Source organism: Glycomyces sambucus, from assembly GCF_900102815.1.
In the GTDB taxonomy this organism is placed as follows: domain Bacteria; phylum Actinomycetota; class Actinomycetes; order Mycobacteriales; family Micromonosporaceae; genus Glycomyces; species Glycomyces sambucus.
Genome location: NZ_FNGF01000004.1, coordinates 474,756 through 488,114, shown reverse-complemented (window position 1 = coordinate 488,114; position 13,359 = coordinate 474,756). Strand labels below are relative to the sequence as shown.

Genomic DNA, 13,359 nt, shown 5'->3' with positions numbered 1-13,359 from the left:
GTGAGGCGGAGAAGGAGGTTCGCGTGGTTTCCCCTGCCCTCAGGCAGACCGAGGAAGACCCGTCGGGCAAGCACATCCTCTCGGGCGAGGACATCGGCCGCATCCTCGACCGCATCGCCCACCAGATCCTGGAGAAGACCAAGGGCGCCCCCGACACCATGCTCCTGGGCATCCCCACCCGCGGCGTCGCGCTCGCCGGCCGGCTCGCCGACCGCATCCGCCGCTTCGCCGGACTCGACGTCCCCGCCGGGACCCTCGACATCACGCTCTACCGGGACGACCTGCGCCGCAACGCGCTCCGGCCCCTCGGCCCCACCGAGCTGCCGCCCGGCGGCGTCGACGACCAGCGGGTCGTCCTCGTCGACGACGTGCTCTACTCCGGACGGACCGTCCGCGCCGCGCTCAACGCGGTCCACGACCTCGGCCGCCCCGCCAGCGTCCAGCTCGCCATCCTGGTCGACCGCGGCCACCGCGAGCTGCCCATCCGCGCCGACTACGTCGGCAAGAACATCCCCACCGCGCGCGACGAGAGCGTCTCGGTGCGGCTGACCGAGTACGACGGCTTCGACGCCGTGATCCTCACCGGAGGCCGGGAGCGATGAAGCACCTGCTCACCACCAAGGAGCTCACCCGCGACGAGGCCGAGCTCATCCTCGACGTCACCGAGCAGATGGCCGAGGCCGTCACCGGGCGCGAGGTCCCCAAGCTCCCCGCCCTGCGCGGGCGCACCGTCGTCAACCTCTTCTTCGAGGACTCGACCCGCACCCGCACCTCGTTCGAGACCGCCGCCAAGCGCCTCTCGGCCGACGTCGTCAACTTCGCCGCCAAGACCTCCAGCGTGAACAAGGGCGAGAGCCTGCGCGACACCGCGCTCACCCTGCAGGCCATGGGCGCCGACGCGGTCGTCATCCGCCACCCCGCCGCGGGCGCCCCGCAGCGGCTCACCGAGTGGATCGACGGCGCCGTCCTCAACGCCGGCGACGGCACCCACGCCCACCCGACCCAGGCGCTCCTCGACGCGTTCACGATGAAGAAGCGCCTCGGGTCCGTCGAGGGCCGCACCGTCGCGATCGTGGGGGACATCCTCCACTCGCGCGTGGCCCGCTCGAACGTGTGGCTCCTGTCCAAGCTCGGCGCGAACGTGCGCCTGGTGGGCCCGCCCACCTTGCTGCCCAAGGACATCGGCGACTGGCCCGTGGAGGTCGGCTACGACCTCGACGCGAGCCTCAAGGGCGTCGACGCGGTCATGATGCTCCGCGTCCAGCGCGAGCGCATGCACGCCGCGTTCTTCCCCACGGCCAACGAGTACGCGCGCCTCTACGGCCTCGACGAGCGCCGCCTGCGGCTGCTGCCCGACCACGCGATCGTCATGCACCCCGGCCCGATGAACCGCGGCATGGAGATCGCCGCGACCGTGGCCGACTCGCCCCGCGCCACCATCACCGAGCAGGTGACCAACGGCGTCTGGGTCCGCATGGCCGTCCTCTACCTGCTGCTGACGAACGGAGAAACCCGGTGACCGACCTCCTGATCAAGTCCGCCGACATCGTCGGGAAGGGACGGCAGGACGTCCTCGTGCGCGACGGCCGCGTGGTGGAGACCGGCTCGGTCACCGCGAAGGACGCCGAGGTGGTCGACGCCGACGGCCTCATCCTCCTGCCCGGTCTGGTCGACCTCCACACGCACCTGCGCGAGCCCGGCCGCGAGGACGCCGAGACCGTCCGCTCCGGCACCCGCGCCGCCGCCAAGGGCGGCTACACCGCGGTGTGCGCCATGGCGAACTCCTACCCCGTGGCCGACACCGCCGGGGTCGTGGAGCAGGTCGCCGCGCTCGGCAAGGCCGCCGGGTACGCCGACGTGCAGCCCATCGGCGCCGTCTCCGTGGGCCTGGAGGGCAAGCAGCTCGCCGAGATCGGCGCGATGGCCCACTCCGCGGCGAAGGTCCGCATGTTCTCCGACGACGGCCACTGCGTCGCCGACCCGATCATGATGCGCCGGGCCCTGGAGTACGTGAAGACCTTCGGCGGGCTCATCGCCCAGCACGCCGAGGAGCCGCGCCTGACCGAGGGCGCCCAGATGAACGAGGGCGCCGTCTCGGCCGAACTCGGCCTGCCCGGCTGGCCCGCGGTCGCCGAGGAGGCGATCATCGCCCGCGACGTGCTCCTCGCCGAGTACACCGGCGCGCGCGTCCACTTCTGCCACGTCTCCACCGCCCGCTCGGTCGACATCATCCGCGAGGCGAAGGCCCGCGGCGCCAAGGTCACCGCCGAGGTCTGCCCGCACCACCTCCTCCTCACCGACGAGGCCGCGCGCACCTACGACCCCGTCTACAAGGTGAACCCGCCGCTGCGGCGCGAGTCCGACGTCGCGGTCCTGCGCGGCGCGCTCGCCGAGGGCGTCATCGACGCCGTCGCCACCGACCACGCCCCGCACGCCCCGCAGGACAAGGACTGCGAGTGGGCCGCGGCCCGCCCGGGCATGCTGGGCCTGGAGACCGCCCTGTCGATCACCGTCCTCGCCCTCGGCGGGCCTGAAGGCGTGGACTGGGACACCGTCGCCGAGCGCACCTCCCGCACCCCCGCGCGCATCGCGGGGCTCGAAGCCCACGGCCGCGACCCGCAGCCGGGCACCGAGGCGAACTTCACCCTCGTCGACCCGACCGCGACCTGGACCGTCGTCCCCGCCGACCTCGCGTCCCTGTCGCGCAACACCCCCTACGCCGGGATGGTCCTCCCGGTCACCGTCCAGGCGACGTTCCTCCGCGGACGCGCCACCGTGCTGAACGGCAAGATCGCAGAGGAGACGACCGAATGAGCAGCAGAGCACCAGCGATCCTCGTCCTCGAGGACGGCCGCGTCTTCCGCGGCGAGGCGTTCGGGTCCGTCGGCGAGACCTTCGGCGAGGCCGTCTTCAACACCGGCATGACCGGCTACCAGGAGACCCTCACCGACCCGTCCTACTACGGGCAGGTCGTGGTCCAGACCGCGCCGCAGATCGGCAACACCGGCTGGAACGACGAGGACGACGAGTCCCGCCGCGTCTGGGTCGCCGGTTACGTCGTCCGCGACGCCTCCCGCATCGCCTCCAACTGGCGCGCCAAGCGCGGCCTCGAGGACGAGCTCGCCTCCCAGGGCGTCGTCGGCATCTGCGAGGTCGACACCCGGGCCCTCACGCGCCACCTGCGCGACAAGGGCGCCATGCGCGTGGGCATCTCCTCGCGCACCACCGACGCCGACGAGCTCCTGGCGAAGGTCCGCAACACGCCGCAGATGGCCGGCGCCAACCACGTCGGCGCCGTCACCGCCTCCGAGCCGTACACCTACCAGGCCAAGGGCACCGCGAAGTACACCGTCGCCGCCCTCGACCTCGGCATCAAGCGCAACACCCCCCGGCGCCTCGCCGAGCGCGGCATCACCACCACCGTGTTCCCCGCGTACGCCGACGCCGACACCGTCCTCGCCGACGGCCCCGACGCGGTGTTCCTCTCCAACGGCCCCGGCGACCCCGCCACCGCCGACCACCAGGTCGCGCTCACCCGCGAGCTGCTGCGCCGCGGCGTGCCGGTCTTCGGCATCTGCTTCGGCAACCAGATCCTCGGCCGCGCCCTCGGCCTGGAGACCTACAAGCTCAAGTTCGGCCACCGCGGGATCAACCAGCCCGTGCTCGACCGGCACACGAACAAGATCGAGATCACCTCGCACAACCACGGGTTCGCCCTCAAGGCACCCGAGAGCGGCGAGTTCTTCGACACCGAGTTCGGGCGCGTCCAGGTCAGCCACGTGTGCCTCAACGACGGCGTCGTCGAAGGGCTCACCTGCCTCGACGCCCCCGCCTACTCCGTCCAGTACCACCCCGAGGCCGCCGGCGGGCCGCACGACGCCGACTACCTGTTCGACCGGCTCGTCGAACTGATCGAGACCACCAAGGGGGCCAAGGCAGATGCCTAAGCGCGACGACCTCAAGCACATCCTGGTCATCGGATCCGGTCCCATCCAGATCGGCCAGGCCTGCGAATTCGACTACTCCGGCACCCAGGCGTGCCGCGTGCTCCGCGAGGAGGGCCTGCGGGTCACCCTCGTCAACTCCAACCCGGCCACGATCATGACCGACCCCGAGTTCGCCGACGCGACCTACGTCGAGCCGATCACCACCGAGGTCATCGAGCAGATCATCGCCAAGGAGAAGCCCGACGCGATCCTGGCGACCCTCGGCGGCCAGACCGCCCTCAACGCCGCCGTCGGCCTCCACGAGGCCGGCATCCTCGCCGAGTACGGGGTCGAGCTCATCGGCGCCGACATGGACGCCATCCAGCGCGGCGAGGACCGCCAGCAGTTCAAGGAGGTCGTCCTCAAGGTCGGCGGCGAGGTCCCGCGCTCGGCCGTCTGCCACACCATGGACGAGGTCCGCGACACCGTGAAGGACCTCGGCCTGCCCGTGGTCATCCGGCCCTCCTTCACCATGGGCGGCCTCGGCTCGGGCATGGCCCACACGTGGGAGGACGTCGACCGCATCGCGGGCAACGGCCTCGCCGAGTCGCCCACCACCGAGGTCCTCATCGAGGAGTCCGTGCTCGGCTGGAAGGAGTACGAGCTCGAACTCATGCGCGACCGCAACGACAACGTCGTGGTCGTGTGCTCGATCGAGAACGTCGACCCCATGGGCGTCCACACCGGCGACTCCGTCACCGTCGCCCCCTCGATGACCCTCACCGACCGCGAGTACCAGCACATGCGCGACGTCGGCATCGCCATCCTCCGCGAGGTCGGCGTCGACACCGGCGGCTGCAACATCCAGTTCGCGATCGACCCGGCCACCGGGCGCATGATCGTCATCGAGATGAACCCGCGCGTCTCGCGCTCCTCCGCGCTCGCCTCCAAGGCCACCGGCTTCCCGATCGCCAAGATCGCCGCGAAGCTCGCCATCGGCTACACGCTCGACGAGATCCCGAACGACATCACCAAGGCCACCCCGGCCGCGTTCGAGCCCACGCTCGACTACGTCGTCGTCAAGGTCCCGCGCTTCACGTTCGAGAAGTTCCCCGGCGCCGACCCGACCCTGACCACCACGATGAAGTCCGTGGGCGAGGCCATGAGCCTGGGCCGCACCTTCCAGCAGGCCCTCCAGAAGGCCCTGCGCTCCACCGAGACCAAGGCCGCCGGGTTCTGGACCCGCCCCGACCCGGTCGGCGCGACCCTGGAGAACACCCTCGAAGCGCTCACCACCGCGCACGACGGGACCCTCTACACCGCCGAGCGCGCCCTGCGCCTGGGCGCCACGGTCGCGCAGGTCCACGACGCCTGCAAGATCGACCCGTGGTTCCTCGACCAGGTCGCCCAGCTCATCGCCCTGCGCGACGAGATCGAGGCCGCCGCGGTCGCCGACGGGGCGCTGCTGCGCCGCGCCAAGCGCGCCGGGTTCTCCGACGCCCAGCTCGCGGCCCTGCGGCCCGAGCTCGCCGGAGAGGACGGCGTCCGCCGCCTGCGCCACCGGCTCGGCCTGCGGCCGGTCTACAAGACCGTCGACACCTGCGCCGCCGAGTTCGAGGCCCACACGCCCTACCACTACTCGACCTACGAGGAGGAGACCGAGGTCGCGCCCTCGGACCGCCCCAAGGTCATGATCCTCGGCTCGGGCCCCAACCGCATCGGCCAGGGCATCGAGTTCGACTACAGCTGCGTCCACGCCGTCCAGGCCCTGCGCGCGGTCGGCTACGAGACCATCATGGTCAACTGCAACCCCGAGACCGTCTCCACCGACTACGACACCGCCGACCGGCTCTACTTCGAGCCGCTCACGTTCGAGGACGTCACCGAGGTCTTCCACGCCGAGCACGAGTCCGGGAAGGCCGCCGGCGGCCCCGGCGTCATCGGCGTCGTCGTCCAGCTCGGCGGCCAGACCCCGCTCGGCCTCGCCGAGCGCCTGCAGGGCGCCGGCCTCCCGATCGTCGGCACCTCCCCGAAGGCCATCGACAACGCCGAGGACCGCGGCGTCTTCGGGCGCCTCCTCGACGACCTCGGCCTGGTCGCCCCCGACGGCGGCACCGCCACCTCCTACGAGGAGGCCCGCGAGGTCGCCGGCCGGATCGGCTACCCCGTCCTGGTGCGGCCCTCGTACGTCCTGGGCGGGCGCGGCATGGAGATCGTCTACGACGAGGACACCCTCGGCGGCTACATCTCCCGCGCGACCGAGGCCAGCCCCGAGCACCCGGTCCTCATCGACCGGTTCCTCGACGACGCGATCGAGATCGACGTCGACTGCCTCTGCGACGGCGAGGACTTCTACCTCGGCGGCATCATGGAGCACATCGAGGAGGCCGGCGTCCACTCCGGCGACTCCTCCTGCGCGCTCCCGCCGATCACCCTCGGCGCGGCCGTCATCGGCCAGATCCGCGAGTACACCGCGAAGCTCGCCTTCGGCATCGGCGTGCGCGGCCTCATGAACGTCCAGTACGCCCTCAAGGACGAGCAGCTCTACGTCCTCGAGGCGAACCCGCGCGCCTCGCGCACCGTCCCGTTCGTCTCCAAGGCCACCGCGGTCCCGCTCGCCAAGGCCGCCGCGCGCATCGCGCTGGGCGCCAAGATCAGCGAGCTGCGCGCCGAGGGGATGCTCCTGCCCGAGGGCGACGGCTCCGACGCCGGACCCGAGGTCCCGATCTCGGTCAAGGAGGTCCTGCTGCCGTTCAAGCGCTTCCGCACCGTCGAGGGCTCCGGCATCGACGCGGTGCTCGGCCCGGAGATGAAGTCCACCGGCGAGGTCATGGGCATCGACTCGTCCTTCGGGCTCGCCTTCGCCAAGGCCACCCTCGCCGTCTACGGCAAGCTCCCCACCTCCGGGAAGCTGTTCGTGTCGGTCGCCGACCGCGACAAGCGCGCCATCGTCTTCCCGGTGCGCCGCCTCGTGGACCTCGGCTTCGACGTCTACGCCACCGAGGGCACCGGCCTGGTCCTCAAGCGCCACGGCATCGACTTCACGCCCGTCGCCCGCCACTCCTCCGGCGAGGCGGTCGACGCGGTCAGCCTCATCGCCTCCGGCGAGGTCGACCTGGTCATCACCACGCCCTCGGCCTCCCCGGGCCCGCGCACCGACGGCTGGGAGATCCGCTCCGCCGCCGTCGTCGCGGACGTGAGCTGCGTGACCACCATCCAGGGCGCGGCCGCCGCCACGCAGGCCATCGAGTCGGCCTCGCGCGGCGAGATCCGCGTGGCCTCCCTCCAGGAACTGCACCGGCGACTGCGCGGCGACGAGCGGGTCGCGGCCTGACACGATCACGGGGTGAGCGGCGTCCGGCCCGCGGCCGTTCCGCTCACCCCGCGCCGTGCCGTCTTGAAAGTGACGTATACAGGAAAGACCATGCTGTACCAGAATCTCGCCCGCCCCGTCCTCTTCCGGATCGGCCGCGGTGACGCCGAACGAGCGCACGACACCACGATGCGCTGGCTGACGCGCCTGTCCGAGCAGCGGCAGGCGCGCAACGCCCTCATCAAGCTCAACCGGCTGAGCGCGCCCGTGACCGTCTGCGGCATCCCCTTCCCCAACCCCATCGGCCTCGCCGCCGGCCTCGACAAGAACGGCGTCGCCGTCGGCGCCTGGCCCGCGCTCGGCTTCGGCTTCGCCGAGATCGGCACCGTCACCGCCCAGGCCCAGCCCGGCAACCCCAAGCCGCGGATGTTCCGCGCGAAGCAGTCCCAGGCCATCGTCAACCGGATGGGCTTCAACAACGAGGGCGCCCAGGCCCTCGCGGCCCGCCTCCAGGCCAGCCCGGCCGTGGACTGCCCGCTCGGGATCAGCATCGGCAAGTCCAAGGCCGTCCCGCTCGAAGGGGCGGTCGACGACTACCTGACCTCGCTGCGCTTCCTCTACCCCTACGCCGACTACTTCGCCGTCAACGTGTCCTCGCCGAACACGCCCGGCCTGCGCCAGCTCCAGGACGCCGGCGCGCTCCGCGCCCTCCTCGGGGCCCTGCACACCGAGGGGCACCGGCTCGCCGCCGGGCGGCCCGTCCGCCCGATCCTGGTCAAGATCGCCCCCGACCTCACCGAGCCGGCCCTTGCGCAGCTCCTGGAGGTCTGCCTCGACACCGGGGTCGCCGGGGTGATCGCCACGAACACCACGCTCGGGCGCGACGGCATCGTCCCGAGCGAGGACGCCGTGGCCGCCGAGCCCGGGGGCATGTCCGGCCGGCCCCTGACCGCGTTCTCGCGCGAGATCGTGCGCTTCGTCCACCGCGAGACGGGCGGGCGCCTGCCGATCATCGGCTCGGGCGGGATCATGACCCCCGACGACGCGCAGGCCATGTTCGACGCCGGGGCCTCGCTCGTCCAGATCTACTCCGGCCTCATCTACAACGGGCCGGGCGTGGTGCGCGCGAGCGCGCGCCGCTACCGCAAGTCCGCCAGCCGCCACCGATCCGCCTCTCACGCCTGACAATCGAGGAACCATGCCTAACAAGGAATTCGGCGCCCGCGCCTTCCGCCTCTCCCAGGAGCGCGGCCCGGTGTGCGCCGGCATCGACCCGCACGGGTCCCAGCTCCTCCAGTGGGGCCTCGACGACGACCTCGCCGGCGCCGAGCGCTTCGCGATGACGCTCACCGAGGCGGTCGCCGAGCGGTGCGCGTTCGTCAAGCCCCAGTCGGCGTTCTTCGAGCGCTTCGGGTCGGGTGGCATCGCGCTCCTGGAGCGGGTGATCGCCGAGTCCCGCCGGGCCGGGGCCCTGGTCATCCTCGACGTCAAGCGCGGCGACATCGGCTCCACGATGGCCGCGTACGCCCAGGCGTACCTCGATCCCGCCTCGCCGCTCGCGGCCGACGCGATCACCGTCAGCCCCTACCTCGGGACCGGCTCACTCCAGCCCGCGTTCGACACCGCCGCCGCGCACGGCAAGGGCGTGTTCGTCCTCGCCCGCACCTCCAACCCCGAGGGCAAGTACCTCCAGATGGCCAAGCGCCGCGACGGCCGCTCGGTGGCGCAGAGCGTCATCGACGAGGTCAACGAGCGCAACGGGGACGCCGAGCCGATGGGCTCCTTCGGCATCGTCATGGGCGCGACGATCGGCGCCTGCGCGGCCGAGGGCGAGGCGCGCCTGCGTGAGTCGACTTACGGAATCACCCACACCACGGTGAGCCAACGTGACTCCGCTCACGACCTCTCCCAGTTCAACGGGCCCATCCTGGTGCCGGGCATGGGCGCCCAGGGCGGGCGCCCGAGTGATCTTCCGCGCGTCCTCGGCTCGGCGACGAACTTCGCAATACCGTCCTATTCCCGGCAAATCGCACAGCCCGGTCCGGCCGCGGCGAGCATTCGCACCGCCGTCGAGGCGCTCCAGGAGGAATGCCGCGCCGCCATGGGGGAATAAAACCGGCGATTTCCGGGCCCGGGATTTGCCCCACCCCCGGTCGCAGGCGTGTCGGTAGGTGGGGTTACCGTCTCCGAGCTGGGTATGCTTTGGCGATACCCGCACGTCAAGGTCCACAGGGACGAAACCATCGACTGCAAGGAGACCCCGTGCCGCTCCCTAAACTGACTCCGGAACAGCGCGCAGCCGCCCTTGAGAAGGCGGCGGCGGCCCGCAAGGCCCGCGCCGAGCTCAAGGAGAAGCTGAAGTCGGGCGAGACCACCCTGGAAGCGGTCCTCAAGTCCGCTGCCACCGACGACATCTCCGGGAAGATGAAGGTCTCGGCCGTGCTCAAGGCCCTCCCCGGCATCGGCGACAAGCGCGCCACCCAGATCATGGAGAAGCTCAAGATCGCCGACTCGCGTCGGCTGCGCGGCCTGGGCGAGCACCAGCGCGCCGCGCTTCTGGATGAATTCAAGGGCGACGCGGCCTAAGTTCGGGTAGTAGTAGTCGCGTGAGCATCGATCACCACCACGCCGCCCTCGCCCAGCGACTGACGGTCCTCTCCGGCCCGTCCGGCGTTGGCAAGGGCAGCGTCAAGGCACTCATCCAGGAGTACTACCCGTGGGTCTGGCTCTCCGTGAGCTGCACGACCCGCAAGCCGCGTCCGGGTGAGGTCGACGGCGCCGACTACCACTTCGTGTCGACCGAGCAGTTCGAGTCGATGATCGCCGCGGGGGAGTTCCTTGAATGGGCCTCCTACGCGGGGAACCTCTACGGAACCCCCCGCGGCCCGGTCGAGGAGCGCCTGCGCGCCGGACTCCCGGCGCTGCTGGAGATCGAACTGCAGGGGGCCCGCCAGGTCCGCCGGGCCATGCCCGACGCGCAACTGGTGTTCCTGGCCCCGCCGTCGTGGGACGAGCTCGTCCGCCGCCTCACCGGGCGGGGGACCGAGGACGCCGCGACCATCGCGCGCCGGCTCGACGCCGCGCGCGGCGAGCTCGACGCGGAAGCCGAGTTCGATCACACAGTCACGAACGTGTCGATCGAGCAGGCGGCCTCCGAGCTGGTAGAGTTGCTCAGTTCTCCGGCCGTACTCAAGACCGGGGCGCGCTAGCGCCGATCTGCGCTGGCAACACCCACAAGTCGCACACGAAGGACAACACGTGTCAGGGACTGTCGCCGACCCCGTCGGCATCACCAACCCGCCGATCGACGACCTGCTGAAGAAGAGCCAGTCGAAGTACCAGCTGGTCATCTACTCCGCCAAGCGGGCCCGTCAGATCAACGCCTACTACTCCCAGCTCGGCGAGGGCCTGCTGGAGTACGTCGGTCCGCTCGTCGAGACCACGCCCGAGGAGAAGCCGCTGTCGATCGCCATGCGCGAGCTCGACAAGGGCCTGCTCGAGACGAAGGCGTTCGACGACACCGAGGCGTAGAGGGCCAGTTGAACGTCGTCCTGGGCGTGTCGGGCGGCATCGCCGCCTACAAGGCGTGCATTCTGCTCCGCCTCCTCAAGGAGTCCGGTCACGAGGTGACCGTGATACCCACCGAGGCGGCGCTCAAGTTCGTCGGTGAAGCCACCTGGGAGGCCCTGTCGGGCCGCCCGGTGGCTTCCGGCGTGTTCTCGGACGTGTCCGAGGTCAAGCACGTGCGGCTCGGCCGCGCCGCCGACCTCGTCGTCGTCGCCCCGGCCACCGCCGACCTGCTCGCGCGGGCCGCGCACGGCCGCGCCGACGACCTGCTCACCTCCACGCTGCTCACCGCTACCTGCCCGGTCGTGTTCGCCCCGGCGATGCACACCGAGATGTGGGAGCACGCCGCCACCCGCGCCAACGTCGCCGTCCTGCGCGAGCGCGGCAACCACGTGGTCGAGCCCGACTCGGGGCGCCTGACGGGCGCCGACACCGGCCCCGGCCGCCTGCCCGAGCCCGAGGCGGTCTTCGCCCTCCTCAAGGGCTTCCTGACCTCGCCCGCCCGCGACCTCGCCGGCCGCCGGGTCCTGGTCACCGCCGGGGGCACCCGCGAGCCGATCGACCCGGTCCGCTTCATCGGCAACCACTCCTCGGGCCGCCAGGGCATCGCCCTCGCCGCCGCGGCCGCCGCGCGCGGCGCCGACGTCACCTTGATCGCCGCGCACATCGACGCCCCGCTGCCCGCCGGCGTCCGCGTCGAGCGCGCCGGGACCACCGGGGAGCTCCACGAGGCCACCGTCAAGGCCGCCGCCGAGGCCGACGCCGTGGTCCTCGCCGCCGCGCCCGCCGACTTCACCCCCAAGGAGACCTCCGACCGCAAGATCAAGCGCAAGGGCGACCTCGACCTCGCGCTCACCTCGACCGCGGACATCGCCGCCGCCGTGGGCCGCGCCAAGCGGCCCGGGCAGGTCCTCGTCGTCTTCGCCGCCGAGACCCACGACGGCCCCGAGCACGCCAAGGCCAAGCGCGAGGCGAAGGGCGCCGACCTGGTCGTGCTCAACGACGTCTCGGGCGGGGCCGTGTTCGGCCGCCTGGAGAACTCCGTCACTGTGTTCGACGCCGCCGGGCCCGTCGCCGCGCTGGCCGAGACCTCGAAAGAACTGGTCGCGGACGCCGTCTGGGACGCGGTGGCCGCCCGGCTCCCGGTGGGTGGACGGCACTGACACCGCCGCCGCCCAGCGCGGCGACTTGGTGGGAAGATCTTGAGCGCATAGACTTGTGAGCTGCGAAGTCGGTCGAAGTGCGCCGCTGGGCGGCGTGGCATGTTTTGAGCAATGGTTATGAGGAGTGCCGTGGCACGTCGCCTGTTCACCTCCGAGTCGGTCACCGAAGGCCACCCGGACAAGATCGCGGACCAGATCTCCGACGGGATCCTGGACGCACTGCTGTCCGAGGACCCCGGGAGCCGCGTCGCGGTCGAGACCCTCATCACCACCGGCCAGGTGCACGTCGCGGGCGAGGTGACCACCCACGCGTACGCCGACATCCCGCGCATCGTGCGCGAGACGATCCTGCGCATCGGCTACGACTCGTCCAAGAAGGGCTTCGACGGCGCCTCGTGCGGCGTGAACGTCTCGATCGGCGGGCAGAGCCCCGACATCGCCCAGGGCGTCGACAAGGCGTGGGAGTCCCGTGTGGACGCCGCCGTGAACGACGAGCTGGACCTCCAGGGCGCGGGCGACCAGGGCCTCATGTTCGGCTTCGCGTGCCGCGAGACCCCCGAGCTCATGCCGCTCCCGATCGCCCTGGCCCACCGGCTGTCCCAGCGCCTCACCGAGGTCCGCAAGGACGGCACCGTCCCGTACCTGCGCCCGGACGGCAAGACCCAGGTGACCATCGAGTACCAGGGCAACCGCCCGGTGCGCCTGGACACCGTGGTCGTCTCCAGCCAGCACGCGCCCGACATCTCGCTCGACTCGCTGCTCTCGCCCGACGTCGCCGAGCACGTGATCGCCCCGGTCGTCTCCGGGCTCGACCTCGACATCGCCGACTACAAGCTCCTGGTGAACCCGACCGGCCGCTTCGAGATCGGCGGGCCCATGGGCGACGCCGGCCTGACCGGCCGCAAGATCATCGTCGACACGTACGGCGGCTACGCCCGGCACGGCGGCGGCGCGTTCTCCGGCAAGGACCCGTCGAAGGTCGACCGGTCCGCCGCGTACGCCGCCCGATGGGTCGCCAAGAACGTGGTCGCGGCGGGTCTCGCCGAGCGCTGCGAGGTCCAGGTCGCGTACGCGATCGGCAAGGCCAAGCCCGTGAGCATCGCCGTCGACCCGATGGGCACCGAGACCGTCGACCCCGCGCTGATCGAGAAGGCCGTCCTGGAGGTCTTCGACCTCCGCCCGGCCGCCATCATCCGCGACCTCAACCTGATCCGCCCGATCTACTCGCTCACCGCCGCCTACGGCCACTTCGGCCGCGAGCTGCCGGAGTTCACCTGGGAGGCGACCGACCGCGCCGCCGCCCTCAAGGAAGCCGTCAGCTAGGCGGCCGGGACTTCGCGCCGGGCGCCCTCCACCGTCGGAGGCGCCCGGTATTTTTATCGGATGGACG

At 71.5% G+C, this 13,359-nt stretch carries 12 protein-coding genes; all 12 read left to right on the top strand.

From position 1 onward, the window contains the following. Positions 1-23 precede the first annotated feature (23 nt). On the top strand, positions 24-602 hold the full coding sequence (pyrR, locus tag BLS99_RS14815) for a bifunctional pyr operon transcriptional regulator/uracil phosphoribosyltransferase PyrR (RefSeq protein ID WP_091051072.1): 579 nt from the start codon (positions 24-26) through the stop codon (positions 600-602). Further along, a complete protein-coding gene (locus tag BLS99_RS14810) occupies positions 599-1,519 on the top strand; it encodes an aspartate carbamoyltransferase catalytic subunit (RefSeq protein WP_091051069.1) in 921 nt (306 codons plus the stop codon). Before pyrR ends, BLS99_RS14810 begins: the two co-directional genes overlap by 4 nt. Further along, on the top strand, positions 1,516-2,814 hold the full coding sequence (locus tag BLS99_RS14805; protein WP_091051065.1) for a dihydroorotase: 1,299 nt from the start codon (positions 1,516-1,518) through the stop codon (positions 2,812-2,814). Before BLS99_RS14810 ends, BLS99_RS14805 begins: the two co-directional genes overlap by 4 nt. Then, positions 2,811-3,947 (top strand): glutamine-hydrolyzing carbamoyl-phosphate synthase small subunit, encoded by a 1,137-nt coding sequence (gene carA / locus BLS99_RS14800; RefSeq protein ID WP_091051062.1) that lies wholly within the window; start codon positions 2,811-2,813, stop codon positions 3,945-3,947. The genes BLS99_RS14805 and carA overlap by 4 nt, the downstream gene beginning before the upstream one ends. After that, positions 3,940-7,260 (top strand): carbamoyl-phosphate synthase large subunit, encoded by a 3,321-nt coding sequence (gene carB, locus BLS99_RS14795; protein WP_091051058.1) that lies wholly within the window; start codon positions 3,940-3,942, stop codon positions 7,258-7,260. Before carA ends, carB begins: the two co-directional genes overlap by 8 nt. A 90-nt stretch (positions 7,261-7,350) precedes the next feature. Then, a complete protein-coding gene (locus BLS99_RS14790; protein ID WP_091051055.1) occupies positions 7,351-8,424 on the top strand; it encodes a quinone-dependent dihydroorotate dehydrogenase in 1,074 nt (357 codons plus the stop codon). Positions 8,425-8,437: 13 nt separating this feature from the next. Continuing rightward, on the top strand, positions 8,438-9,352 hold the full coding sequence (gene pyrF, locus BLS99_RS14785) for an orotidine-5'-phosphate decarboxylase (protein WP_091051052.1): 915 nt from the start codon (positions 8,438-8,440) through the stop codon (positions 9,350-9,352). Positions 9,353-9,501: 149 nt separating this feature from the next. Beyond that, positions 9,502-9,825, top strand: coding sequence for an integration host factor, actinobacterial type (gene mihF / locus BLS99_RS14780; protein ID WP_091051049.1), 324 nt, complete (start codon positions 9,502-9,504; stop codon positions 9,823-9,825). 20 nt (positions 9,826-9,845) lie between these two features. Continuing rightward, complete coding sequence (gene gmk / locus BLS99_RS14775; RefSeq protein ID WP_091051045.1) at positions 9,846-10,448, top strand: guanylate kinase; 603 nt, start codon at positions 9,846-9,848, stop codon at positions 10,446-10,448. 49 nt (positions 10,449-10,497) lie between these two features. After that, the gene (rpoZ, locus tag BLS99_RS14770; protein WP_091051042.1) at positions 10,498-10,770 is read left to right on the top strand and encodes a DNA-directed RNA polymerase subunit omega; all 273 of its coding nucleotides are present in this window, start codon (positions 10,498-10,500) and stop codon (positions 10,768-10,770) included. Positions 10,771-10,778: 8 nt separating this feature from the next. Next, positions 10,779-11,969 (top strand): bifunctional phosphopantothenoylcysteine decarboxylase/phosphopantothenate--cysteine ligase CoaBC, encoded by a 1,191-nt coding sequence (gene coaBC / locus BLS99_RS14765; protein WP_091051039.1) that lies wholly within the window; start codon positions 10,779-10,781, stop codon positions 11,967-11,969. Between the two features lie 129 nt (positions 11,970-12,098). After that, positions 12,099-13,292, top strand: coding sequence for a methionine adenosyltransferase (metK, locus tag BLS99_RS14760; protein WP_091051037.1), 1,194 nt, complete (start codon positions 12,099-12,101; stop codon positions 13,290-13,292). Positions 13,293-13,359 lie beyond the last annotated feature (67 nt).

Excerpts from the sequence above, each read along its gene's own strand:
- BLS99_RS14810 (WP_091051069.1), top strand. The coding sequence starts at position 599 with ATGAAGCACCTGCTCACCACCAAGGAGCTCACCCGCGACGAGGCCGAG.
- carA (WP_091051062.1), top strand. The coding sequence starts at position 2,811 with ATGAGCAGCAGAGCACCAGCGATCCTCGTCCTCGAGGACGGCCGCGTC.
- carB (WP_091051058.1), top strand. The coding sequence starts at position 3,940 with ATGCCTAAGCGCGACGACCTCAAGCACATCCTGGTCATCGGATCCGGT.
- BLS99_RS14790 (WP_091051055.1), top strand. The coding sequence starts at position 7,351 with ATGCTGTACCAGAATCTCGCCCGCCCCGTCCTCTTCCGGATCGGCCGC.
- pyrF (WP_091051052.1), top strand. The coding sequence starts at position 8,438 with ATGCCTAACAAGGAATTCGGCGCCCGCGCCTTCCGCCTCTCCCAGGAG.